The organism is Streptomyces sp. NBC_00038 (assembly GCF_026343635.1).
Taxonomy (GTDB): Bacteria; Actinomycetota; Actinomycetes; order Streptomycetales; family Streptomycetaceae; genus Streptomyces.
The window spans coordinates 8,555,140-8,577,266 of sequence record NZ_JAPELQ010000001.1; the positions used below are offsets into that span (position 1 = coordinate 8,555,140).

At 70.8% G+C, this 22,127-nt stretch carries 15 protein-coding genes; 5 read left to right on the forward strand and 10 right to left on the reverse strand.

Annotated elements, in window-relative coordinates; genetic code table 11:
* Positions 1–267: 267 nt before the first annotated feature.
* Positions 268–1,080: a TetR family transcriptional regulator gene (locus tag OG219_RS38485; RefSeq protein WP_266834558.1), complete on the reverse strand. Its 813-nt coding sequence runs from the start codon at positions 1,078–1,080 to the stop codon at positions 268–270.
* Positions 1,081–1,216: 136 nt separating this feature from the next.
* Complete coding sequence (locus tag OG219_RS38490; RefSeq protein WP_266834560.1) at positions 1,217–3,022, reverse strand: 3-hydroxyacyl-CoA dehydrogenase family protein; 1,806 nt, start codon at positions 3,020–3,022, stop codon at positions 1,217–1,219.
* A 363-nt stretch (positions 3,023–3,385) separates the two neighbouring features.
* On the opposite strand from OG219_RS38490, the gene OG219_RS38495 reads away from it, so the two are divergent.
* A complete protein-coding gene (locus OG219_RS38495; RefSeq protein WP_266834562.1) occupies positions 3,386–3,958 on the forward strand; it encodes an adenylosuccinate lyase in 573 nt (190 codons plus the stop codon).
* Positions 3,959–3,967: 9 nt separating this feature from the next.
* Here the strand turns inward: OG219_RS38495 and OG219_RS38500 are convergent, their stop codons facing one another.
* The 3 genes from OG219_RS38500 to OG219_RS38510 all read right to left on the reverse strand — a co-directional run bounded on the left by OG219_RS38500 (position 3,968) and on the right by OG219_RS38510 (position 7,420).
* Positions 3,968–4,480, reverse strand: a complete 513-nt coding sequence (locus OG219_RS38500) for a GNAT family N-acetyltransferase (RefSeq protein WP_266836378.1) — start codon at positions 4,478–4,480, stop codon at positions 3,968–3,970.
* A 162-nt stretch (positions 4,481–4,642) separates the two neighbouring features.
* Complete coding sequence (locus tag OG219_RS38505) at positions 4,643–6,226, reverse strand: alpha/beta hydrolase (RefSeq protein ID WP_266834564.1); 1,584 nt, start codon at positions 6,224–6,226, stop codon at positions 4,643–4,645.
* A 150-nt stretch (positions 6,227–6,376) separates the two neighbouring features.
* Positions 6,377–7,420 carry an Rv2578c family radical SAM protein gene (locus tag OG219_RS38510; RefSeq protein WP_266834566.1) on the reverse strand — a complete coding sequence of 348 codons (1,044 nt, stop codon included), beginning with the start codon at positions 7,418–7,420 and terminating at the stop codon, positions 6,377–6,379.
* 172 nt (positions 7,421–7,592) lie between these two features.
* Here OG219_RS38510 and OG219_RS38515 point away from each other — a divergent pair, with 172 nt between their 5' ends.
* From OG219_RS38515 to OG219_RS38530, 4 genes are all read left to right on the forward strand, one after another.
* Positions 7,593–8,036 carry an SRPBCC family protein gene (locus tag OG219_RS38515; RefSeq protein ID WP_266834568.1) on the forward strand — a complete coding sequence of 148 codons (444 nt, stop codon included), beginning with the start codon at positions 7,593–7,595 and terminating at the stop codon, positions 8,034–8,036.
* A gap of 181 nt (positions 8,037–8,217) precedes the next feature.
* Positions 8,218–10,605 carry an MFS transporter gene (locus OG219_RS38520; protein ID WP_266834570.1) on the forward strand — a complete coding sequence of 796 codons (2,388 nt, stop codon included), beginning with the start codon at positions 8,218–8,220 and terminating at the stop codon, positions 10,603–10,605.
* Between the two features lie 148 nt (positions 10,606–10,753).
* Positions 10,754–13,210: a SpoIIE family protein phosphatase gene (locus OG219_RS38525; protein WP_266834572.1), complete on the forward strand. Its 2,457-nt coding sequence runs from the start codon at positions 10,754–10,756 to the stop codon at positions 13,208–13,210.
* 170 nt (positions 13,211–13,380) lie between these two features.
* Entirely contained in the window at positions 13,381–14,106 is a 726-nt protein-coding gene (locus OG219_RS38530; RefSeq protein WP_266834574.1) for a class I SAM-dependent methyltransferase, read from the forward strand.
* Between the two features lie 51 nt (positions 14,107–14,157).
* Here OG219_RS38530 and OG219_RS38535 read toward each other — a convergent pair whose 3' ends face one another.
* From OG219_RS38535 to OG219_RS38555, 5 genes are all read right to left on the reverse strand, one after another.
* Complete coding sequence (locus OG219_RS38535; RefSeq protein WP_266834576.1) at positions 14,158–15,681, reverse strand: carboxylesterase/lipase family protein; 1,524 nt, start codon at positions 15,679–15,681, stop codon at positions 14,158–14,160.
* 238 nt (positions 15,682–15,919) lie between these two features.
* Entirely contained in the window at positions 15,920–17,575 is a 1,656-nt protein-coding gene (locus OG219_RS38540; protein ID WP_266834578.1) for a carboxylesterase/lipase family protein, read from the reverse strand.
* A gap of 67 nt (positions 17,576–17,642) precedes the next feature.
* Positions 17,643–19,235 (reverse strand): carboxylesterase/lipase family protein, encoded by a 1,593-nt coding sequence (locus OG219_RS38545; protein WP_266834580.1) that lies wholly within the window; start codon positions 19,233–19,235, stop codon positions 17,643–17,645.
* A 453-nt stretch (positions 19,236–19,688) separates the two neighbouring features.
* A complete protein-coding gene (locus tag OG219_RS38550; RefSeq protein WP_266834582.1) occupies positions 19,689–20,690 on the reverse strand; it encodes a LacI family DNA-binding transcriptional regulator in 1,002 nt (333 codons plus the stop codon).
* 70 nt (positions 20,691–20,760) lie between these two features.
* Complete coding sequence (locus tag OG219_RS38555; protein WP_266836379.1) at positions 20,761–22,095, reverse strand: GH1 family beta-glucosidase; 1,335 nt, start codon at positions 22,093–22,095, stop codon at positions 20,761–20,763.
* Between the last annotated feature and the right edge of the window lie 32 nt (positions 22,096–22,127).

The following is a 22,127-nucleotide window of genomic DNA, read 5'->3' on the forward strand; positions in this document are numbered from 1 at the left end:
GCGCTCGCCATTGGCTTGCGGGGACAGCCGACGTACGAAAGGTCTCTGCACGCCGGCCGCCCGGACTCCTTCAAGGTATGGCACGGCGTGTCACGTGACAAGGCACGGAGTGCCAGAAGTTGCGCTCAGGTGAAATCTTTACGTAACAACTGAGCGATGATCGATCAGGTGGGGTCGAAAACGGCATGAAAACGCCGGACGAGCCATGTCAAGCCCGTCCGGCGATTGAGGACAAGCGGCGAAGCCGCGGTTCAGTGAGGGAAGTCGTTACGACCGGTCGCGGAGAGCCTGCTCGATGGTTCGCATGACCTGGTCGAGCGGAGCATCGACCCGGGCGACCGTCACCAGAACGTCCCCCTCCGTGAAGGAGGAAGCCGGTGCCGCCTGCGACGCGACCTCGCGCCCGGCGCCGATCCCGGTCCCGAAGGTCTTGCGGACGATCGAGAAGGCGTGGTCGAGCTGGGTTTCGACGTCTCCCTGGCCCCCGGCCCGCAGCCAGCGCCGCAGCACGTGGTTGTGTGCCGTGACGACCGCGGACGCGGCGACCTCCGCGAGCAGCGGGTCGTCGTTGGCGTCGTCGTCGTGCGCGTGCTCGTCGAAGTGGCCCAGCAGATAGCGGGTGAACAGCCGCTCGTAGCGCGCCACGGAGGCGATCTCGGCCTCGCGCAGCGTCGGCACCTCGCGCGTGAGCTTGTAGCGCGAGACGGAGATCTCGGGCTGGGCCGCGTACATCCTCATGACTTCCTTGATGCCACGGCACACCGTGTCGAGCGGGTGCTCGTGCGCGGGAGCCGCGTTCAGCACCGCCTCGGCCCGGATCAGGGTGTCGTCGTGGTCCGGGAAGATCGCCTCTTCCTTGGAACGGAAGTGCCGGAAGAAGGTGCGACGGGCCACCCCGGCCTGGGCGGCGATCTCGTCGACGGTGGTCGCCTCGTACCCCTTGGTCGCGAACAGTTCCATGGCCGCGGCCGCCAGCTCGCGACGCATCTTGAGCCGCTGGGCCGCCGCGCGACTGCCCGCGGCACTCTCCGGCGCGTCGGGCGTGGCTGGTGTACGTGAGGACTTGGCGGGCTGGGACATGACCCGAACGTACTGCATCTGTGCAGGGGAGTGCGCATGTCCGGGGATCCCCCCGCCCTCCGTGGGCGGGGGGTTTCCGGCCGGGTCGAGCAGGCCGCCCCAGTGGGCGCTGTCTGCGAACCAGTCGCCCGGTCGCTCAGCGGCGGGCATATTCGCGGAAGCCGCGGCCCGTCTTGCGGCCGAGGCAGCCCGCGGCCACCAGATGCTCCAGGAGCGGCGCCGGAGCGAGCCCCGGGTCGCGGAACTCGCGGTGCAGGACCTTCTCGATGGCCAGCGAGACATCGAGGCCGACGACGTCCAGGAGCTCGAAGGGGCCCATGGGGTAACCGCCGCCGAGCTTCATCGCGGCGTCGATGTCGTCGAGCGTCGCGTAGTGCTCCTGGACCATCTTGATCGCGTTGTTCAGGTACGGGAACAGCAGCGCGTTCACGATGAAGCCGGCCCGGTCCCCGCAGTCCACCGGGTGCTTGCGGATCTTCGCGCAGACCTCGCGCACGGTGGCGTGCACATCGTCCTCGGTCAGGACCGTCCGCACGACCTCGACGAGCTTCATCGCCGGGGCCGGGTTGAAGAAGTGCATACCGATCACGTCCTGCGGGCGCGAGGTGGCGCGGGCGCAGGCGACGACGGGCAGCGAGGAGGTGGTGGTGGCGAGGATCGCGCCGGGCTTGCAGACCTTGTCGAAGGTCGCGAACAGCTGCTGCTTGATCTCCAGGTCCTCGGCGACCGCCTCCAGGGCGAGATCGACGTCCTCGAAGGCGTCGTAGGAGCCCGCCGGGGTGATCCGGTCCAGGGTCTGAGCCGCAGCTTCGGCCGTCATCCGGCCCTTGTCGACAGACCGCGAAAGCGACTTGCCGATACGGGCCTTGGCGGCCTGCGCCTTCTCCTCGCTGCGGGCGGCGAGGACGACCTCGTACCCGGCCTTCGCGAAGACCTCGGCGATGCCGGACGCCATCGTGCCGGAGCCGGCGACACCGACGGAGCGGACGGTGCGGCCGGGCGCCGGGGCGGCGCCTTCGAGCGGGGTCAGGGCGTCCCGCACGACACTCGCGCTGCCGGAGGCCTCGTACGTGTAGAAGCCGCGCCCCGACTTCCTGCCGGTCAGGCCCGCCTCGCTGAGCTGCTTGAGGATGGGCGCGGGGGCGTGCAGACGGTCGTGCGACTCGGCGTACATGGCCTCCAGGACCGTCCGCGCCGTGTCGACGCCGATCAGGTCGAGCAGTGCCAGCGGTCCCATCGGCAGCCCGCAGCCGAGCTTCATCGCCGCGTCGATGTCCTCGCGGGAGGCGTACCTCGCCTCGTACATCGCGGCGGCCTGGTTGAGATAGCCGAACAGCAGCCCGTCGGCGACGAAGCCGGGGCGGTCGCCGACCGCGACGGGCTCCTTGCCGAGTTCGACGGCCAGGTCGGTGACCGCGGCGACGGCCGTCGGTGCGGTCAGCACCGAGGAGACGACCTCGACGAGCTTCATCGCGGGCGCCGGGTTGAAGAAGTGCAGGCCGAGGACGCGCTCGGGTCGGGCCGAGTCGGCGGCGAGGCGCGTCACGGACAGGGCGTTCGTGCCGGTGGCGAGGATCGTCTCCGGACGCACGATGTCGTCGAGCGCGCGGAAGACCTGCTGCTTGATGTCGTACGACTCCGGGGTCACCTCGATGACCAGGTCCGCGTCGGCCGCGGCCGCGAGATCGGTGAACGTACGGAAGCGGGAGAGGACGTCCTCGCGCTGCTGCTCGGTGAGGCGCTCGCGGCGCACGGCGCGGGCGGTGGAGGCTTCGAGCGCCGTGACCGCCTGGGCGGCCTGGGCCTCGCTGATGTCGATGCCGATGACTTCGCGGCCGGCGCGTGCCAGAACCTCGGCGATGCCGGTGCCCATCGTGCCGAGGCCGATGACGGCGACGGTCTTCAGGGGGGACGGAGAGGTGTCGGAAAGGGGAGTGGCCATCGCGGGACTCCAGGGAGAGGGTGACGACTGAGGAGCGCACGCGGGTACGCCGACAGGCGCACACCGTGCGGAAGTTCTTGCGGGTGATGCCGGGCTGACGAGCGCACACGCCCGGTGCCGTTCCTGGGCGAAGCGTCCAGAGAACGTGAAGCCGACCGGCTCTGTCCCGGAGCCATGTCGTACTGAGGTACCTGAAGTACCGAACCGACTGCTCTCACGGCGGCTGCGTCACCAGGCCACCGCAAGCAAAAGGCGAGTGGGTAACTCGCTCGTCTGAGCTTAACCCGCCAGTAACGAGCGCGCCAGCCCCCGAGTTTGTGATGTACGTCCCCGCACCTCAGGGGTTTCTCTAGTCTCGGCGTCATGGACGAAGAGTTGCGATCACTCACGGAGCGTTTACGGAGCGAGTCCGGGGCTTCGGCGGCGTACGGCCGTCTCATGGCGACCGAGGACGCCGACGAGCTGGCGGCGGCGCTGACCGAGCCCGGACAGCCGCTGTGGGCACGGGAGTTGGTCGCCTTCCGGCTCGGGGCCGCCGGGGACCGGCGGGCCTTCGAGGCGCTCGTCCTGCTGCTCAACCACCGGGAACCGCAGCGCTGCGCGTCCGCCGCCTGCGCCCTGGCCCGGCTCGGCGATCCCCGCACCGCCCGCGCGGCGGCCGCACTCGCCACCAACGAACTGCGCGTCGCCTACGCCCTGCATCCGGTACGCCTGCTGGCGGAGCTGCGCGCCCCAGAGGCCGTGCCCGCGCTGATCACCACCCTGGAACGCAGGCTGCGCCCGCACGATCCGCACCGCGCGGTCGCCCTAGCCTGCGTGGAGGGGCTCGGCGCGCTCGGGGACGTACGCGCGAAACCGGTCCTGACGGAGGCGCTGGCGCATCCGGCGCTCGCGGAGGCGGCGGTGCGGGCGCTGGCGCGGCTGCCGAAGGCGTAGGCCCTTGAGTCAGTCGCTCTCCACGCCGGAGACCGCGCGGACATAACGCACCTCGGGCACCGCGACACCGTCCACGTCGAAAGGCTCCTCGGCGCCGTCGGGGGTGAACCCGGCCCGCTCGTAGAAACGGCGGGCCGGGATGTTCCCCTTGAGCACCCACAGCAGAATCCGCTCGTACCCGGCGGCGGCACACCGGTCGACCGACTCACTCAGCAGCGCCTGTCCCACCCCTTCCCCGACCCGGTCGGGATGCACATAGATCGCGTACAACTCGACTGCCTTGGTACGGACTTCACCGTCGCGGTACGGCCCGTGGCAGACCCAGCCGACCACCTCGCCGTCCCGCTCGGCGACCAGGTTCACGATCTCGGTGCCGCCCCGCCCGAAGCGCTCGCGTCGCCGCGCCGCGTCCTCCGCCACGCTGAGCGCGTCGAGATACGACTGAGGTATCAGCCCCTTGTACGCGGTCTGCCAGCCGCGGATGCGGATCTCGGAGACGCGGGGGCAGTCGTCGAGGGTCATCTCGCGGATCCGGAGGTCACTCACGCGCCCATCACCGCGTACGCCTCGGAAGCCGAGGCGGGCCGGCCCGTCGGGGGCGGGAAGGGGAGTCGGATCGCTCATGCGTCCATGGTGGACCATGGGTCCGACAACGCCCCCGACGGGCCGCTGCTCAGGCGGTGTTCAGCCCCGGAAACCGAGCAGGCCGTGCAGGGTCGAGCCGCGCGACGCGGTGGAGGCGGCCTTCTTGCCCAGCGGCTTCGGGTCGGGGAGCTTCTTGCACACCGCGTCGACCTCACCGCCGCTGCGCGGCACCTTGCCGTCGGTCAGGTACGCCGCCAGGTGCTTGTCCAGGCAGGCGTTGCCGCTCAGCGAGATGCCGTGGTTCCCGCCGCCCTGCTCGACCACCAGGCTGGAGCCGCGCAGCAGGCCGTGGACGGTGACGCCGCCCTCGTACGGGGTGGCCGCGTCGTTCGTGGCCTGGAAGAGCAGTGCAGGTGGGATGGCGTCGTTGGCGACGTCCACCGGCCGCAGCGAGTCCGTCGGCCAGAACGCGCACGGCGCGTTGTACCAGGCGTTGCTCCAGGCCATGAACGGAGCCTTCTCGTACACCGCCGAGTTGTCCTCGCGCCACCGGTTCCAGTCCCGCGGCCAGGGCGCGTCACGGCACTGCACCGAGGCGTAGACGCTGTAGCCGTTGTCACCGGCGGCGTCGACGGCCGCGAATTTGTCGTACGCCCTGACCAGCGGGACCGCGTTCTTGTCGTTCACGTAGGCCGCGAACGCCTCGGCGAGATAGGGCCAGTAGCCGTTGTAGTAGCCGCCGGGAGTGAACGTGTCCTCCACCTGGGAGGCGCCCACCTTCTTGCCCGCGGGCTTCTTGGCGAGCGCCGCCCGCATCGCGTACCACTTGGCCTCGATCTTCGCGGGGTCGGTGCCGAGCTTGTACGCGGTGTTGTGCTTGGCGACCCAGGACAGGAAGGCCCGGTGCCGGTCGTCGAAGGCGAAGTCCTGCATGAGGTTGTCGCCGTACCAGACACCGGTGGGGTCGACGATGGAGTCCAGGACCAGGCGCCGTACGCGGTCCGGGTGGAGCTTGGCGTAGACGGCCCCGAGGTAGGTGCCGTACGAGTACCCGAAGTAGTTGATCTGCTCGGCGCCGAGCGCGTGCCGGATCGCGTCCATGTCCTGCACCGAGCTCACCGTGTCGATGTACGGCAGAAGCTTCGCGTACTTGGTGCCGCAGGCCTTCGCGAACGACTCGGCTCGCGTGAGGTTGGCCTTCTCGATCGCCGGGGTGCTGGGCACGGTGTCCGGGCGCCCCGGGTTGAAGTACCCCGGCTTGCAGTTCAGGGCGGGCTTGCTCGCACCGACACCGCGCGGGTCGAAGCCGATCACGTCGTACTGCGCCGCCACCGCCTTGGGCAGTGCGGAGGCGACGTATCCGGCGAGGGTGAGCCCGCTCGCGCCGGGGCCGCCCGGGTTCACCAGCAGTGGACCCTGGTACTTCTTCGCGGTGTGCGGGACGCGCGAGAGGGCCAGAGTGATCCGCTCGCTGTACGGGTTCGAGTGGTCGAGCGGCACCTGCAGGGACGCGCATTGGAGCGTCGGGTAGGCGCTGGTGGCGCACGTCTTCCAGGTGAGCTTCGCGGTCCGGGCGGTGCGCGGTGCGGTCGCGGCGCCGGCGCTCGCGTCTGCGGGGACCGATGTGATCATCCCGGCCACCACCGCGACAGCACCGCACAGAGCAGCTGCGCGTTTCGTCATGAAACCTCCCAGGGACGGAGGATTGTGAGCCGTGCACGCCACGGCCTTCGCCGCATCGTCCCGGAGAGGGGGTCCGTAAGAACCCGTTCTGGCGAGACTTGACCCGATTGGGTCGCGGGATGCGCTCGGATGCCCTGGAGAGGTCCGTGATCACAGGAGCGTGAGCTGAGTCGCTTGCTGTGCCGGTTCCGGTACCGCGGGTTCGGGTGCCGTGATCCTGCGCGGCATCCCCGCGCGCGAGGGGCCGATGCCGTACTCCTGGGCCAGCTCGTGCACCTGACGGGTGATCCGGCGCTGGTACCACTTCGGGGCGTAGGAGCCCTCCGCGTACAGCCGCTCGTAACGGCGTACGAGATGCGGGTGGTAGTGCGCCAGCCAGGCCATGAACCACTCGCGCGCACCGGGTCGCAGATGGAGCACGAGCGGGGTCACGGAGGTGGCGCCGGAGGCCGCGATCGCCCTTACCGTGGCGCGCAGTTGGGCCGGGTCGTCACCCAGGAAGGGGATCACGGGGGCCATCAGGACCCCGCAGCCGATGCCGTGGTCCGTCAGGGTGCGTACCGCCTCCAGGCGGCGCTCCGGCGCGGGCGTGCCCGGCTCGACTGTGCGCCACAGCCGGCTGTCGGTGAAGCCCACGGAGACGGAGATCCCCACATCGGTGACCTCGGAGGCCTGCTTCAGGAGGTCGAGGTCGCGCAGGATCAGCGTGCCCTTGGTGAGGATGGAGAAGGGGTTCGCGTGGTCGCGCAGGGCCGAGATGATGCCGGGCATCAGCTGGTAGCGGCCCTCCGCCCGTTGGTAGCAGTCGACGTTGGTGCCCATCGCGATGTGCTCGCCGTGCCAGCGGCGTGAGCCGAGCTGGCGGCGCAGCAGGTCGGGCGCGTTGACCTTCACCACGATCTGGGAGTCGAAGTCGAGGCCCGTGTCGAGGTCCAGATAGCTGTGCGTCTTGCGGGCGAAGCAGTACACACACGCGTGCGTGCAGCCCCGATAGGGGTTCACCGTCCACTCGAAGGGCATGCGGGAGGCCCCCGGCACCCGGTTCACGATCGACTTGGCCCGGATCTCGTGGAAGGTGATGCCCCGGAACTCCGGGGTGTCGAAGGTACGGGTGGTCACCGCGTCCGCGCCGAACAGCGCGGCGTCCCGGGCGGGATTCCCTGCGGGGTCCGCTGTGAGGTTCTCCCAGCGCATGACGCCTCCTCGGTAGCACTGACCACAGAATAGAACACATGTTCCCTTGATCGTGCGACCTCCTATTCCGTGTCCCGCGCGGCACCCTGTGAGGACCCCGATTTGGGCGGCCCGCCCGGGGGGTGGTTGGGTGGCCGCACACCCCGAGAAACCAAGTGCTGGAGGAAGTGCAATGGCGCAGGTCGAGGCCACGACTGAACGGGTCATCGCGGCGGACGCGGAGGCGGTGTTCGACGCCCTGGCCGACTACACCGGCACCCGCGCGAAGCTGCTGCCCGAGCACTTCAGCGAGTACGAGGTGCGCGAGGGCGGCGACGGCGAGGGCACCCTCGTTCACTGGAAGCTCCAGGCCACCAGCAAGCGCATCCGTGACTGCCTGCTCGAGGTGAGCGAGCCCACCGACGGCGAGCTCGTCGAGAAGGACCGCAACTCCTCGATGGTCACCACCTGGCGTGTCACCCCCGCCGGCGAGGGCAAGTCGCGCGCCGTCGTCACCACCGTCTGGAACGGGGCGGGCGGCATCGGCGGCTTCTTCGAGAAGACCTTCGCGCCCAAGGGCCTCGGCCGGATCTACGACCTGGTGCTCGCCAATCTCGCCACCGAGGTGGAGAAGTAGCCCCAAGGGCGACTTGGTGAGGTGCACGGTCCAAGAGGCAACTCTCCAGGGCGTGTTGTCACCCTCACCGTTTCGAGTGGATCTCTTCGTGGCGTGCCGTTACGCCGTAACTCGTCGTGCTTGCCTGCAGTTGTCGCGTAAGCGGGAATTGTGCGGGTAGGTGCGACGAGGGGAGCGGTACGTGGGCGGGATCACTCTGGTGAAGGACGAACCGGCTGCCGCACCCCCGCAGAACCCTGAGCCGCAGGCCACCCGGGCCGCCCAACTGGGGCCGCGCCAGGTGCGGTTGGTCTTCTTCGGGCTCATGCTCGCGCTGCTGCTCGCGGCACTTGAGCAGATGATCGTGGCCACCGCGCTCCCGAAGATCGTCGGAGAGCTGCACGGCCTGGACAAGATGTCCTGGGCGATCACCGCCTATCTGCTCACCTCCACCGTTGGGCTCCCGATCTACGGCAAGCTCGGCGACCTCTTCGGCCGCAAGGGCGTCTTCCAGTTCGCGATCGTCGTCTTCGTCATCGGCTCCGCGCTGGCCGGCTGGTCGCGCACCATGGACCAGCTGATCGCCTTCCGCGCACTCCAGGGCGTCGGCGCGGGCGGCCTCATGATCGGCGTGCAGGCGATCATCGCCGACATCGTCCCGCCGCGTGAACGCGGCCGCTTCATGGGCCTGATCGGCGCCGCGTTCGGCCTCGCCTCCGTCGCCGGCCCTCTCCTCGGGGGCTATTTCACGGACCACCTCTCCTGGAGGTGGTGCTTCTACATCAACGTGCCCTTCGGCCTGCTCACCCTGGCGGTCGTCACCGCCGTGCTGAAACTGCCGAAGCCCACCGCCCGCGCGCGCCTCGACGTGCTGGGGGCGCTGCTGCTCGCCGCCGCGTCGACCTGCCTTGTCCTGCTGACCAGTTGGGGCGGCACCGAGTACGCGTGGGACTCCCGGGTCATCCTCGGGCTCGGCGCGGGCGCGCTCGCCGCGACGGTCCTCTTCCTCGTCGCCGAGCACTTCGCCGCCGAACCCCTCATCCCCCTGCGGCTGTTCAGGGACGGCGTCTTCAACATCACCGCGCTGGTGGGCCTGGTCGTCGGCGTCGCCCTGTTCGGCGCCGCCAGCTATCTGCCCACGTTCCTGCAGATGGTGGACGGGGCCTCGGCCACCGAGTCCGGGCTCCTGATGCTCCCCATGATGGGCGGCATCGTCGGCGCCTCGATCATCTCCGGGCAGCTCATCAGCAGGACCGGGCGCTACAAGGTCCATCCGATCCTCGGCGGCGCCCTCTCGGTCCTCGGCATGTGGCTGCTCTCCCGGCTCGAAGTCGACACGCCCCGGCTGCACTACAGCATCTGGATGGCGGTCCTCGGCGCGGGAATCGGCATGGTGATGCCGGTGCTGATCCTCGCCGTGCAGAACTCCGTGCGCCCGGCCGACCTCGGCACCGCGACCAGCGCCAACAACTACTTCCGGCAGATCGGCGGCAGCGTCGGAGCGGCCATCTTCGGGACGCTGTTCGCCAACCGGCTCGCCGACGAACTCGCCGACCGCCTCCCCGCGCACGGGGGCACCGGAGTTCCGGACTCCGAGTCCCTCACCCCGCAGCTCGTGCACGCGATGCCGGCCGCCCTGCGCGACGACTACATCGGGGCGTACGCGGAAGCCATGCCGCGGATCTTCCTCTACCTCGTGCCGGTACTCGTCCTCGGCCTGCTCATCGCCTTCTTCCTCAAGGAGAAACCTCTGGTGTCCCACAACGCCCCCGCCACCGACGCCGAGTCCGAACCGCTCACCCGGATCCCGCACGCCCGCACGTCGTACGCCGCCGGGATCCCCGTCTGCGGCACGGTGCAGCACCCCGACGGCACCGTCGTACCGCGCGCCGCGCTCACCCTCATCGACGTCGCGGGACAGCAGATCGGGCGGGGCGCCAGCGGCGAGGACGGGCGGTACGCGCTGTCCACGCCGGGATCGGGGTCGTACGTCCTGATCGCCGCGGCCGGAGGCCATCAGCCGCAGGCCGTCTCGGTGACCGTCGGCGAACGCCCGGTGGAGCTCGACGTCGTGCTCGGCGGTGCGGGGCGCCTCGCCGGGAGCGTGCTGACGGCGGACGGCACCCCTGTGCGCGAGGCCATCGTCACGCTCACCAACGTCCACGGGGAGGTGGTCGCCACCACCCGAAGCGGACGCGAAGGGGGCTATGTCATCACGGAGTTGGTCGCGGGCGAGTACACCCTCGCCGCCAGCGCGCCCGCCTTCCGCCCCGCCGCGCTCCCCGTCACCGTCCAGGCCGCCCGCGAAACCCGCCAGGACGTGGAACTCGCCGGTGGCGCCGTGCTGCGCGGCACCGTCCGGGCCGGCGGCGGACGCCCGGTCGAGGACGCGCGCGTGACACTCCTCGACGCCGCCGGCAACGTGGTGGACACGCTCACCACCGGCGCCGACGGAACGTTCCGTTTCGTGGATCTGTCCTCCGGCGAGTACACCGTCATCGCGGCCGGCTATCCGCCGGTGGCCACGGTGCTCCAGGTGGCCGGGGGCGGCAGGACGGAGCGCGACCTGCAACTGGGACACGAGGACTGAGCGCTCCGGGCATTGCCTGTCCCGCAACGCGCCGGAGCCTACCCGTGAGTTCAATTCCCGTATTGCCACACATCGGAACCGGCCGGCGCCGTACGGTAGTAGTGGCGGCACAGATCTTGCGGAGCCGTGGGGAGAGAGGGCCTGGGCCATGGACCGTGGCACCGAAGCGGGCGCAACTCCCAGCCGCGGAGCTGGGAACGGCGCGGTGGAGCACGCCGCCGCCGGACGTATCCCCCTGGCCGTGGTGGTAGTGGACCGCGGCGGGCTGGTGTCGCACTGGAGCACCGGTGCCAGGCGCCTGTTCGGCGCCTCCAAGGAGGAAGCGGTGGGCCGCCCCGCGGTCGATCTCCTCCCGGTGTCCGGCGCGCTCCCCGAAGACGACGAGACCGCGCCCTACGGCGCGTACGCGGCCTACGACGGACTCGGCCCCGACCTGGAGTCCTCCCTCGACGGGCGGCTCTCCTACCCGGCCGCGGGGCGCGCCCGGCTCACCGTGACCGGCCGGGACCGGGTCGATGTCCTGTGGTGGGCCTATCCCCTCGTGGGCCCAGGGCAGGAACGGCTGCTGGTGCTGGCCGCCGACGCCGGCGCGATGCGCCACGAGGACGAAGAAGTGGCCGTCGAGCGCATGGCGCCCGGCTTCGCCCTTCACACCGACTTCCCCGGCGCCGAACAGCTGGCCCGGAGGCTGCCCGAGATCCTGCCCAGCATGAGCGTCGGCGAGGGCGCCCGGATCGTCGCGCAGATCCTCGAACTGGGCTATCCCGTCCTGGAGTTCAGCCAGAACGACCGGGTGCCCGTCACCCCCGACTGGGGCGTGCCCCGGCGCGCCGAGCGCAAGGCGCGCCGCGAACGGGCGGCCCGGGCGGTGGCCACCGGCGGACCGTTGCCGAGGGACGTCCAGGACGAGGGCGAGGACCTCGAATACGTCGCCGTACGCGAGCGCCTGGAGTTCCTCAACGAAGTCAGCGGGCGCATAGGCACCTCGCTCGACCTGTCGCAGACCATCCTCGAGGTCAGCCGTGCCGTCGTGCCGCGCTTCACCGATGTGGCGGGCACCTACCTGCGCGAACAGGTCGTCGCCGGTGAGGGGTTCCCCGAAGGCGTGCCCGACACGACCACCATGTGGCACCGCGTGGCGCTGGAGCACACCGACGAGCCGGGCCGCTGGGACGACGTCGTGCCCGTCGGCGAGGCCATGCCCTTTCCCGCGCACACGCCGTTCTTCCAGTGCATGACCACCGGTGAGCCCGTCCTCGTGCCGCGCATCAGCGAACAGATGGGGCACATGATCGCCTCGCAGTTCGAGAAGCGCGACATCAGGCCGCTCATCACCCACCGCTCCATGCTGGTCGTCCCCCTGAAGGCCCGCAATGTGGTCCTCGGCTTCATGATCCTGCTGCGCCACCCCGAGCGGGTCGAGTTCAACGACATGGACCGGGTGACGGGCGCCGAACTGGCCGCCCGCGCGGGGCTCGTGCTCGACAACGCGCGCATGTACACGTACCAGGAGAGCGTCGCCGAGACCCTCCAGGACAGCATGCTGCCGCACATCGCGCCCCGTATGGCCGGCTGCGACATCGCGACCCGCTACCTGCCCGGCACGCTCCTGGGCCGGGTCGGCGGAGACTGGTTCGACTCCGTGAAACTGCCCGGCTCCCGGACCGCCCTGGTCGTCGGCGACGTGATGGGCCACGGCCTCAACTCGGCTGCGATGATGGGGCAGTTGCGCACCGCCGTCCAGACCATGGCGGCCCTCGACCTGCCGCCCGCCCAGCTCCTGCGCAACCTCGACGACCTGGCCCAGCGGCTCGGCGACAACTACCTCGCGACCTGCCTGTACGCGGTCTACGACCCCATCGCCGGCGAGCTGCACATCGCCAACGCAGGCCACATCCCGCCCGTCATCGTCCGCGCGGAGAATGGCCACAGCGACCTGCTCGACCTGCCGACGGGCGCGCCCATCGGAGTCGGCGGAGTGCCCTTCGAGGCGGTACGCGTGCCGGTGGCGCCCGGCGACCGGCTCGTGATGTGCACCGACGGACTGGTCGAAGTACGCGGTGAGGACATCGGCGTCGGCCTCGCCACGCTCTGCGAGTCCGCCGCCCACCCGGCCGCCTCCATGGACGACGCCTGCGACACCATCATCCGCGCGCTCAACACCCGCGGCGGCCGCAAGGACGACGTGGCCCTGCTGATGGCCCGGCTCAACGGCATCGAACCCGAGGACGTCGCCGAATGGCGGCTCGCGCTCGACCCGATCGAGGCGGGCCGGGCACGCGCCGTGGTCCGCGAGCAGCTCCACGTGTGGGGCCTGACCGCGCTCGCCGACCCGGCCGCGCTGTTGGCAGACGAGCTGGTCACCAACGCCGTACGGCATGCCCGCAGCCGGCGCATCGTGCTGCGCCTGGTGCGCGGCGAGACACTGCTGTGCGAGGTGGACGACGACGACCACACGCTGCCGACCCTGCTCAGCGCGGGCCCCGACGACGAGTTCGGGCGCGGTCTGCGCGTCGTCAGCAGGCTGGCCCGCGAGTGGGGGACGAGCCGGACGAGCGCGGGCAAGACCGTGTGGTTCGAACTGACGCTGCCGCGACGCCGTTAGCCGCGCGGGCGCGGGGGAGTGCGGTGCGGCGTGCGGGGCGTGCACCGGCGTGCGCATGTCGAATGAGCGTGAAGGTATGCGCCACGCGCTTGTGGCCGTAACCATGGCGCGATAGACCGAGCTGGCCCGTCGTCTCCGGCGGGCCGGCGTCGCATCCTGGGGAGTTGGGCATGAGCGTGACGAGTCGGTACAAGGATGCCTGGGAGGGCTTCTGGCGCGAAGCCCCCGGCCGGCAGGGGGCCGTCTTCTGGGACGCCGAACCGGTGCTGACCGCCGGCCTCCATCTCGCCCTCTTCGAACCGCGCCTCGTGGACTTCGAAGTGCCGTTGGTGGACCTGGGCTGCGGCAACGGCACACAGACCCGGTTCCTCGCCGAACGGTTCACCCACGTGGTCGGCGCCGACATCTCGTCCGCCGCACTGGACCACGCCCGCCGCGCGGACCCCGAGGGCACGGCCGACTACCGGCTCCTCGACTCCGCCGAAAAGAGCGAGGTCGAGGCGCTGCACGCGGAACTCGGCGACACCAACGTCTATATGCGGGGCGTGCTCCACCAGTGCGAGGCCGACGACCGGCAGGACCTCGTCGACGGCATCGCGACCCTGCTCGGGGAGCGCGGCCGGGGCTTCCTGGTCGAGCTGTCGGAGAACGCACGCCCCATCCTGATGGCCCTCGCACAGGGCCCCGAGGGACCGCCGCCCAAGCTGCGGCCCGTCCTGGCACACGGGATCGTCCCCGGCGAGGTCGCGGACGCGGCGGTGCCGGTGTACCTGGGCGCGGCCGGTCTGACGGTGCTCGCGAGCGGTGAACTCCCGCTCATCACCACGGAGTACACGGCGGACGGGACCCGGATCGAACTGCCGTCGACGTGGCATGTGGTGGGGCGTACGGGGTGAGGCGGCCGGTTCGGGTGGTGCCGGCGGGGCACCACCCGAACCGGAGCGGCGTCAGGACAGCGTGGCCCAGAAGGCGCACTGGTGCTTCACGGCCATGTCGTCGACCACCCGTGGCCCTCCGCTGTCGAACGCGACCTCGCGGGGAGCCGCGGCGCTGTAACGCGGCACGGCCGGCAGCCCCTTGGGAGCGAGCGAGCCCGTGCGGGCGAACTCCGCCCAGTAGGCGATCATGTCGTGCGAGAGCTGCCGCTGCTTCGCGCTGAGCGGCGTCGCCGTGTTCGCTCCCCACAGGTAGGGCAGCTCGGCGGAGTGCTGCGTGGCCAGGGAGAAGGAGGACGGCACGAGTTCGTAGGGACGCAGGGGCGCGGTCTCGTCCCGGAACTCGTACACGTACGTCGGTACGGTCCTGGTGAGTGCCGCCGCGTTGGGCAGGACACCGGAGCACACGCGCGGCCCGTCCGTCTGGACCTGCGCGAGGGCGGCACCCGGCGACTCGTAGGCCGACACCGGGTAGCGGGCCAGGATCGCGTCTGCCTTCGTGCCGAACTGGGCGCGCACCGCGGCGGCATGGGCGGCTTCGGTGACGGGCTGGCTGACGAGGTCGTTCTGTTCGTAGACAAAGGCCCGGTCCTCGTGCGCGGTGCCGCCGACCAGCACCGGGACCCGGTTGAAGTCGCCGGACCTGAAGGCCTCCTGAGCGGTCACCGGCAGGACGCCCTCCTGGATCACCCGGCCCCAAGAGCCCGTGTTGCGCTGGGCGTTGATGATGTCGGAGGGCGGCTTGCCGCGCAGACAGGCCACGGTTGCGGGCGCGCTCCGCGCATCGCAGCCCAGCGCGGTCACGAAGGCCGCGTTGTTCTTCTGCGCCGTCTCGCGGGACGTGACGCCGCAGGTGCTGCTCTGGATGACCGCGCTGGTGAACAGCCCCGCGGCCTCGGGGGAGGCGAGGAGCGCACAGACACCGCCGGCTCCGGCGGACTGCCCCGCGATCATGACCTGGCCGGGGTCGCCGCCGAAGTCGGCGATGTTCCGCTCGACCCAGCGCAGGGCCTCGATCTGGTCGAGCAGGCCGTAGTTGCCGGACGCGCCCGCGCCACCGGCCTCGTCCAGTTCGGGCAGGGTGAGGTAACCGAGGGCGCCAAGGCGGTAGTTGACGGTGACGACGAGCAGATCGCCCTGCTCGGCCATGGAGACGGGCTCGAAGTCGCGTCCGGCGCCGTTGACCGACCCGCCGCCGTGGAACCAGACGGCGACCGGGCGCGAGGTGCCCTTGCTCGCCTTCTTCGGCGCCCACACGTTCAGGGAGAGGCAGTCCTCGTCGGTGCTCGCGGCGGCCGGGCGCCAGGCCACGGCAGTCTGTACGCAGTCGGCCGCCGGCTTGGCCGCCGAGCGGACTCCCGACCATGGAGAGGCGGGCCGGGGAGGCTTCCAGCGCAGCTCTCCGACGGGGGGTTCGGCGTAGGGGATGCCGTTGAAGACCCGGTGACCGCCATCGAGTACGCCCCTGACGGCGCCGTTCGCGGTCCGGACGACCTGCCCGGTGTCGCCGCTCGCCGCTGAGGAGCCCTGGCCCACGAGGGCGCCGGTGGCCCCGAGCAGCAGAGCGGCGGTGAGAGCGATTCCGCGGAGTGGGGACCCGGGTGGCTTCCGGAGTGGGTGGCTGTTTCCTGAAAGGCCACGCCCGTTCGGGATTCGGGCGCGACTGTGTACCAGGGACTTGAACATGGTGATCTCCGACGGGAGTTGGGGGTGCACAGCCGGCGCTCCCGGCCGCGGGGACGCGGGGAGCGGGAGCGCCGGTGTGCGCGGACCGTCAGGGCGTGAGGCTCTGCCAGAAGTCGAGGTTGTGCTCCTCGTCGAACCGTGTGGAGGCCTTGGAGCAGGCCGCCGGGGACGCGCCGCTCGACGGCGCGGTGTCGCAGGCGGAGAGCGACATCAGGGCGCCGGTCCTGGTGCTGTACTTCGGCCAGGCCGGGGTTCGGGGGCCGTTCGGGTCGCCGTTCGCGGCGAAGTGGCCCCAGTAGCGGATCATCTGCGCGGACAGTTCGAGCTGGTCGTCGTCGTACGGCATGGTCTGGCCGAGGTACTCCCAGAGGTAGCCGAGGTCGTCGACGTGGACGGCGCCGCCGAACGGGAAGTTCCGCGCGGTCTCGCTCTTCTGCTGGATCAGGAAGACCGAGGTGAAGTGCGGGGTGTCGCTCTCGGCGAACTCGTAGGCGTAGGTGGGCGTCCAGCGCGACAGCGTGTCCATCAGCTGTTGGCGGGTGTACGAGGTGGAGTCGTTCTGCGCCGATGTCCACGCCTCGCCGGGCGTCTTGTAGGCGCTGGGCGGATATTCGGCGAGCACCTTGTCGGCGTTGGCGCCGTAGGCGCCCCGGACCCGTGTCTCGTACTGGGCGGCGGTCATCGGCTTGCCGAGGTAGTCGTAGTCCTGGAAGGTGAACAGGCCGCGCTCGCTGTTGGTCTGGCCGAGCACGACCGGGACGCGGTTGAACTTCCCGGTCCCTACGGCGACCGCCGGGTCGGTCGGGAAGGCGGCGCCGCCGAGCGAGGGCCGTACGGCCGCCTTCTGCTGGGCGGCGACGATCGCGGAGGCGGGCTTGGTGCGCAGGCAGGCGAGGACGTCGGAGGCGGTGGAGCAGCCGATCTCCTTGACGAAGGCCCGGCTCTGCGTCTCACCGGCCGCGGCGGACTGCATGCCGCAACTGCCGCTCATGATGCCCGCGCGGGCGAACAGGCCCTTGGCGGTGGGCGAGGCGAGCTGGGCGCAGACCGAACTGGCGCCGGCGGACTGGCCCGCGATCGTGACGTTCTTCGGGTTGCCGCCGAAGTTCGTGATGTTGGACTGCACCCAGCGCAGTGCCGCCTGCTGGTCCAACAACCCGTAGTTTCCGGCCCCGTTGGCGCTCTCCGTGCGCAGCTCGGGCAGGTTGAGGAAGCCGAGCGGGCCGAGCCGGTAGTTGACGGTGACGACGACCGAGCCCGTCTGCTCGACGAACTTGCGCGGGTCGGTGTCCTGCCCGGCTCCGCCGAAGTAGCCGCCACCGTGGATCCAGACGAGGACCGGGAGGCGGCCCTTCGTGCCCTCGGGCACATAGACGTTGAGGGAGAGACAGTCCTCGGTGGTGGTCGGATTCTCGTAGCCGGGATCCCAGCCGGAGGGCTGGGCGCAGCGGTCGCTGAACTCGGTGGCGTCCCGTACGCCCTTCCACTTCGCCGCCGGCTTCGGGGCGGTCCACCGCTGGGCGGCTGTCGGGGACGCGGCGTACGGGATGCCGAGCCACTCGTCGTAATTGGTCCGGCTGCCGCCCTTGACCTTGCCGTTCGTGGTGTCCACGACGGTGGAGGTGGGGCGATCGGAGCTCTGTGCCGAAGCGCCGGTCGACAGCGGGTTCATGAGGCCGAGGCCCAGCAGGCCCGCGAAGGCCAGGGCCGCACCGATTCTCGTGTTGATTCTCCTGCGGCTCATCGATCCCTGCTTCCTGTTGAGGGTGAAGGGGATGGGTAATGAGGGGAGGGGGGTTTCCGGGCCGGCGTCAGCCGAGCCAGAAGTCGCAGTGGTGGTCCGCCGCGTACGTGGTGATCACCTGGCTCGCTCCGGCGGTGCGGAGCTGCAGCACCTTCTGCGCGGTCGCGTCGTAGCGCGGCCAGGAGGGGGCGCCGTTGACGTTCGGATCGCCGTCGTGCGCGAACGCGCCCCAGTAGCGCATCATCTGGTCCGAGAGCCGCTCCTGCCGCGCGGTGAGGGGCTTCTCGCCCAGAGTGAAGTCGAAGAGGTAGGCGAGTTCCGCGCTGTGTGCGTTGGACATGTCCTCGCCGGGGATGCGGAATCCGTACAGCGTGGGCGAGGTCGGGTCGTTGAACTCGTAGCGGTAGACCGGAGTCCGGTCCCCGGCCGCCACGGTCTGGGCCATCTGGGAGTTGGGGCAGGCGCGTTGTGCGTCCGTCTGGACCTGGGTGATGGCGTCGTAGGGGCTCTTGAAGCCGCTGAGCGGGTACAACTCCAGGACGCGGTCGGCCCGTTCGCCGTACGTCTCGCGGACCAGGTCCTGATAGCCCTGGGCGGTGATCCCCGCGAGCGCGGTCGAGGTGAGGCGGTTCTCGGAGCGGGTGTTGCCGGTCAGGAGCGGAACGGCGTTCCAAGTGCCGTCGTCGAAGGCTTCCTTGAAGGACTTGGGGAGGAGCGCGCCGCCCACCTTGGAGGAGCCGAGGTAGTTGGCCTGGTTGGCGACCAGCTTCCCCGGCCACGCCTTGCGCAGGCAGGTCACCACGGTGGCCGGATCGGTGCAGCCCACGGACCGGGCGAACTCGACGCCGCTGCGCTCGCCGGCCGCCAGCGTTGTCCGGGTGCTCGTGCAGACCGAGCTCTGCACGATCGCCCTGTCGAACAGGCCGCGCGCGGAGGGCATCGCCATCAGGTCGCAGACGGCGCTGCCGCCCGCGGACTGGCCGTAGACGGTCACGTTCTCCGGATCGCCGCCGAAGCGCGCGATGTTGTCGCGGACCCACTCCAGCGAGGCGAGCTGGTCCATGCGCCCGTAGTTGCCTGACCCGCCCGGCGTGACCTCGCTGAGGGCCGGATGGGCGAGGAAACCGAGCGCGCCCAGACGGTAGTTGACCGAGATGACGATGGTCCCGGTCCTCGCGGCCATGGTGCTGCCGCCGTAGATGACACCGGTGCCCTGGGTGTGGCCGCCGCCATGGAACCACACCATGACGGGCAGCTCGGCGTTCCTGGACACCTGGGCCGGACGGTATACGTCCAGGTAGAGACAGTCCTCGCTGACGGCCTGCTCCTCGCGGATGCCCGTCGGCTCGAACTGGACACAGGCGGGGGACTGCTGGTCCGCCCGATGTACGCCGGTCCAGGTGGCGGGCGTGGCCGGCGGCGCGAACCGCAGCTCGCGCAGGGGCGGTGCGGCGTAGGGGAGGCCGAGGAACTGGTCGGCCCGGGCTGTCGCGACGCCTTGGACGAGGCCGCTGTCGGTGCGGACGACCGGGGCCGAGCGGTCCCGGTCCGCCGTGCCCGCGGAATCCGCGGTGAGGGCCGAGGTCCCGAGGACCATGGCCGGTACGACGAGGGCCGCCGTCCATGCGGCCACTCGCTGTTTCAGGGCACGTCTGATCACGCTCGCCTCCGATGAGAAGGCCACGTCGGCGACCGGTGGTGGGTGTGGGGGCGGCGCGGCTGCGGAGAACCACTGATTGGGACAGGCACCGGTCGGCGCGGCGGAACGGTCTGCGGGTACGTGCGTATGCGGCTGTGCCGGCTGCTGACGCTGCGGCGGGACGTGTGCCACGAGCGCTGTGAGCCGTGTTCGCGTGTCTGGAAACGTAACCGCGCGGCAACACTGTCAGCAATATGTGCGACAGGATTTCCTACAACTCTTGAAGCGGGCCGGGCGACGGAGGGCCTCCGGCCTTCAAGCTTCGAGCGCGGGCCACAGCGGCGCGACGGGCGCGAGGGCACATCGGCGAACGTCAGGCGTGGACCCCGGCGGTGACGTCCATGGGTCGGACGGCGCCGCGCCCGCGGGGATCGCGGAGCTCGGTCGTGCCCTCCAACAGCTCGGCCGACCGCGCTACGCGGAACCCCTGATCACCAGCTCCGTCGGCAGGATGAGGGGCGTCGGCTCCTCGCCGCCCAGCACGCGCACCAGCATGCGGGTCATCTCGCGGCCGAGGGCCACGATGGGCTGGTGGATCGTCGTCAGGGCCGGCTGGGTGTGCCGGGCCGTGAGGATGTCGTTGAAGCCGACGACCGCGACGTCCTCGGGGACGGCGCGGCCGCGTTCGCGCAGGACGCGCAGGGCGCCGGCCGCCATGACGTCCGAGGCGACGAACACCGCGTCCAGGTCCGGGTGTTCGTCGAGCAGACGGGCGGTCGCCGCGGCGCCGCCCGCCTCGCTGAAGTCGGCGTGGGCCACGCGGTGGTCCTTCAGGCCGGCCAGGGCGACCGCCTCGCGGAAGCCCAGGTAGCGGGAGACGCCCGCGTGCATGTCCTGCGGGCCGGTGACGGTGGCGATGGCGCGGCGGCCCGTGGAGATCAGGTACTCCACGGCCTGGCGGGCCCCGCCCCGGTTGTCGGCGTCCACGTACCAGCGCGGGGCCCGCTCCAGCGGGCGGCCTCCGTGCACGACGGGGACGCCCCCCGCCTCGGCCACCTTCGCCAGCGGATCGTTCTCGCGCAGGGCCAGCAGCATGACGCCGTCCGCGCCCCGGGACTTGAGGATGCGGGCCAGCCGGGCCCGGCCACGTTCGGAGGCGGCCAGGACCAGCAGCAGTTCGAGGTCCGTCTCCTCGATGACCGCGTTCACGCCGGTGATCACCTCGGCGAAGAAGAGGTTGGCGAACAGTGCGGGGTCGTCGCTGGAGATCGCGAGGACCACCGCGCCGCGGCGCTGCGAGGCGAGCGAACGGGCCGCCACGTTGGGTACATAGCCCAGCTCCGCCACGGCGCTCTCGACCGCTTGCCGCGCCTTCGTGCTGACGTGCTGCCGGTTGTTGATCACACGCGAGACCGTTCCGACGGACACTCCGGCGCGCAGCGCCACCTCGTCCAGCGTCGGTGGCCGTCTCGTCATGTGGGGCTGCTCCTGTTCGTAAGGATGGGATGGGCACTATCGGATGGCAGCACTGTAAGCGCGGACCGCGTCAGGGGCCGCCGCGCCTGATGACCTCGGCATACCAGCGGGCACTGCCCTTGGGCGTGCGGCGCTGGGTCGCGTAGTCGACGTGCACGATGCCGAAGCGGGGCCGGTAGCCGAAGGACCACTCGAAGTTGTCGAGGAACGACCAGACGAAGTAGCCCTTGAGTGGAACGCCATGGCCGATCGCCTGTGCGCAGGAGCGGAGATGGCCGTCCAGGTAGGCGATGCGGTCCGCGTCGTGCACCTCGCCGTGCCGCACCACGTCGTCGAAGGCGGCACCGTTCTCCGTGATGTACAGGGGTACGGCGGGGTAGTCGTCCTTGAGGCGCAGGAGGAGATCCAGGAGTCCCCTCTCGTCGATCTCCCAGCCCATCGCGGTCCTCGGCCGGCCGCCGTCGGCGATACGGACCAACGGCGAGCCCACATAGGCGGATTGGGTCGGCGTCGAGCCGCCGGCGACCAGCATCGGTGCGTAGTAGTTGATGCCGAGGTGGTCGAGTGGAGCCCCGATCGTCTTCAGGTCGCCGTCGTGGACGTGCCCGAAGGCGGTGACCTCGTGGAGGTCGTCGAGTACATCGTCGGGGTAGGCGGCGCGCAGCAGGGGGTCGAGGAAGAGGCGGTTCTGCATGCCGTCGATGCGGCGGGCCGCGTCCAGGTCGGCGGGCGCGGTGCTGAGCGGGGAGACATGGGTGAGGTTGAGGGTGATGCCGACGTGGGCGTCGCCCCGTATCGCCTCCGTCGCCAGGCCGTGCCCGAGGAGGAGGTGGTGGGCGGCGCGTACGGCGGCGGCGGGTTCGCGGCGGCCGGGGGCGTGGCGCCCCGTGGCGTAGCCGAGGAAGGCCGAGCACCACGGCTCGTTGAGGGTGGTCCAGTGGGTGATGCGGTCGCCCAACGCCTCGTGGACCAGGGCGGCGTACTCGGCGAACCGCTCGGCGGTGTCCCGGACCGGCCAGCCGCCCTGGTCCTCCAGTGGCTGGGGCAGGTCCCAGTGGTAGAGGGTGGGCCAGGGCTGGATGCCGTGGTCGAGGAGGGTGTCGGTCAGGCGGCGGTAGAAGTCGAGGCCGCGCTGGTCGGCCGGCCCGGAGCCGGTGGGCTGGATCCGGGGCCAGGCGAGGGAGAAGCGGTAGGCGCGCAGGCCGAGTTCGGCCATCAGCGCGATGTCCTCGGGGAAGCGGTGGTAGTGGTCGGCCGCGACGGCTCCGGTGTCGCCGCCCTGGATGGCGCCCGGGGTGGCCGCGAAGGTGTCCCAGATGGAGGGGCCCCGGCCGGCCTCGGTGACCGCGCCCTCGATCTGATAGCTCGAGGTGGCGGCGCCCCACAGGAAGCCGGGATCGAACATGCTCACTGAGTTGAACCTCCGCCGGTGGACAT

Bases quoted from the DNA above. Each gene is read 5' to 3' on its own strand.
- OG219_RS38485 (WP_266834558.1), bottom strand. From the start codon at position 1,080: ATGTCCCAGCCCGCCAAGTCCTCACGTACACCAGCCACGCCCGACGCG.
- OG219_RS38490 (WP_266834560.1), bottom strand. From the start codon at position 3,022: ATGGCCACTCCCCTTTCCGACACCTCTCCGTCCCCCCTGAAGACCGTC.
- OG219_RS38495 (WP_266834562.1), top strand. From the start codon at position 3,386: ATGGACGAAGAGTTGCGATCACTCACGGAGCGTTTACGGAGCGAGTCC.
- OG219_RS38500 (WP_266836378.1), bottom strand. From the start codon at position 4,480: ATGACCCTCGACGACTGCCCCCGCGTCTCCGAGATCCGCATCCGCGGC.
- OG219_RS38505 (WP_266834564.1), bottom strand. From the start codon at position 6,226: ATGACGAAACGCGCAGCTGCTCTGTGCGGTGCTGTCGCGGTGGTGGCC.
- OG219_RS38510 (WP_266834566.1), bottom strand. From the start codon at position 7,420: ATGCGCTGGGAGAACCTCACAGCGGACCCCGCAGGGAATCCCGCCCGG.
- OG219_RS38515 (WP_266834568.1), top strand. From the start codon at position 7,593: ATGGCGCAGGTCGAGGCCACGACTGAACGGGTCATCGCGGCGGACGCG.
- OG219_RS38525 (WP_266834572.1), top strand. From the start codon at position 10,754: ATGGACCGTGGCACCGAAGCGGGCGCAACTCCCAGCCGCGGAGCTGGG.
- OG219_RS38530 (WP_266834574.1), top strand. From the start codon at position 13,381: ATGAGCGTGACGAGTCGGTACAAGGATGCCTGGGAGGGCTTCTGGCGC.
- OG219_RS38540 (WP_266834578.1), bottom strand. From the start codon at position 17,575: ATGAGCCGCAGGAGAATCAACACGAGAATCGGTGCGGCCCTGGCCTTC.
- OG219_RS38550 (WP_266834582.1), bottom strand. From the start codon at position 20,690: ATGACGAGACGGCCACCGACGCTGGACGAGGTGGCGCTGCGCGCCGGA.
- OG219_RS38555 (WP_266836379.1), bottom strand. From the start codon at position 22,095: ATGTTCGATCCCGGCTTCCTGTGGGGCGCCGCCACCTCGAGCTATCAG.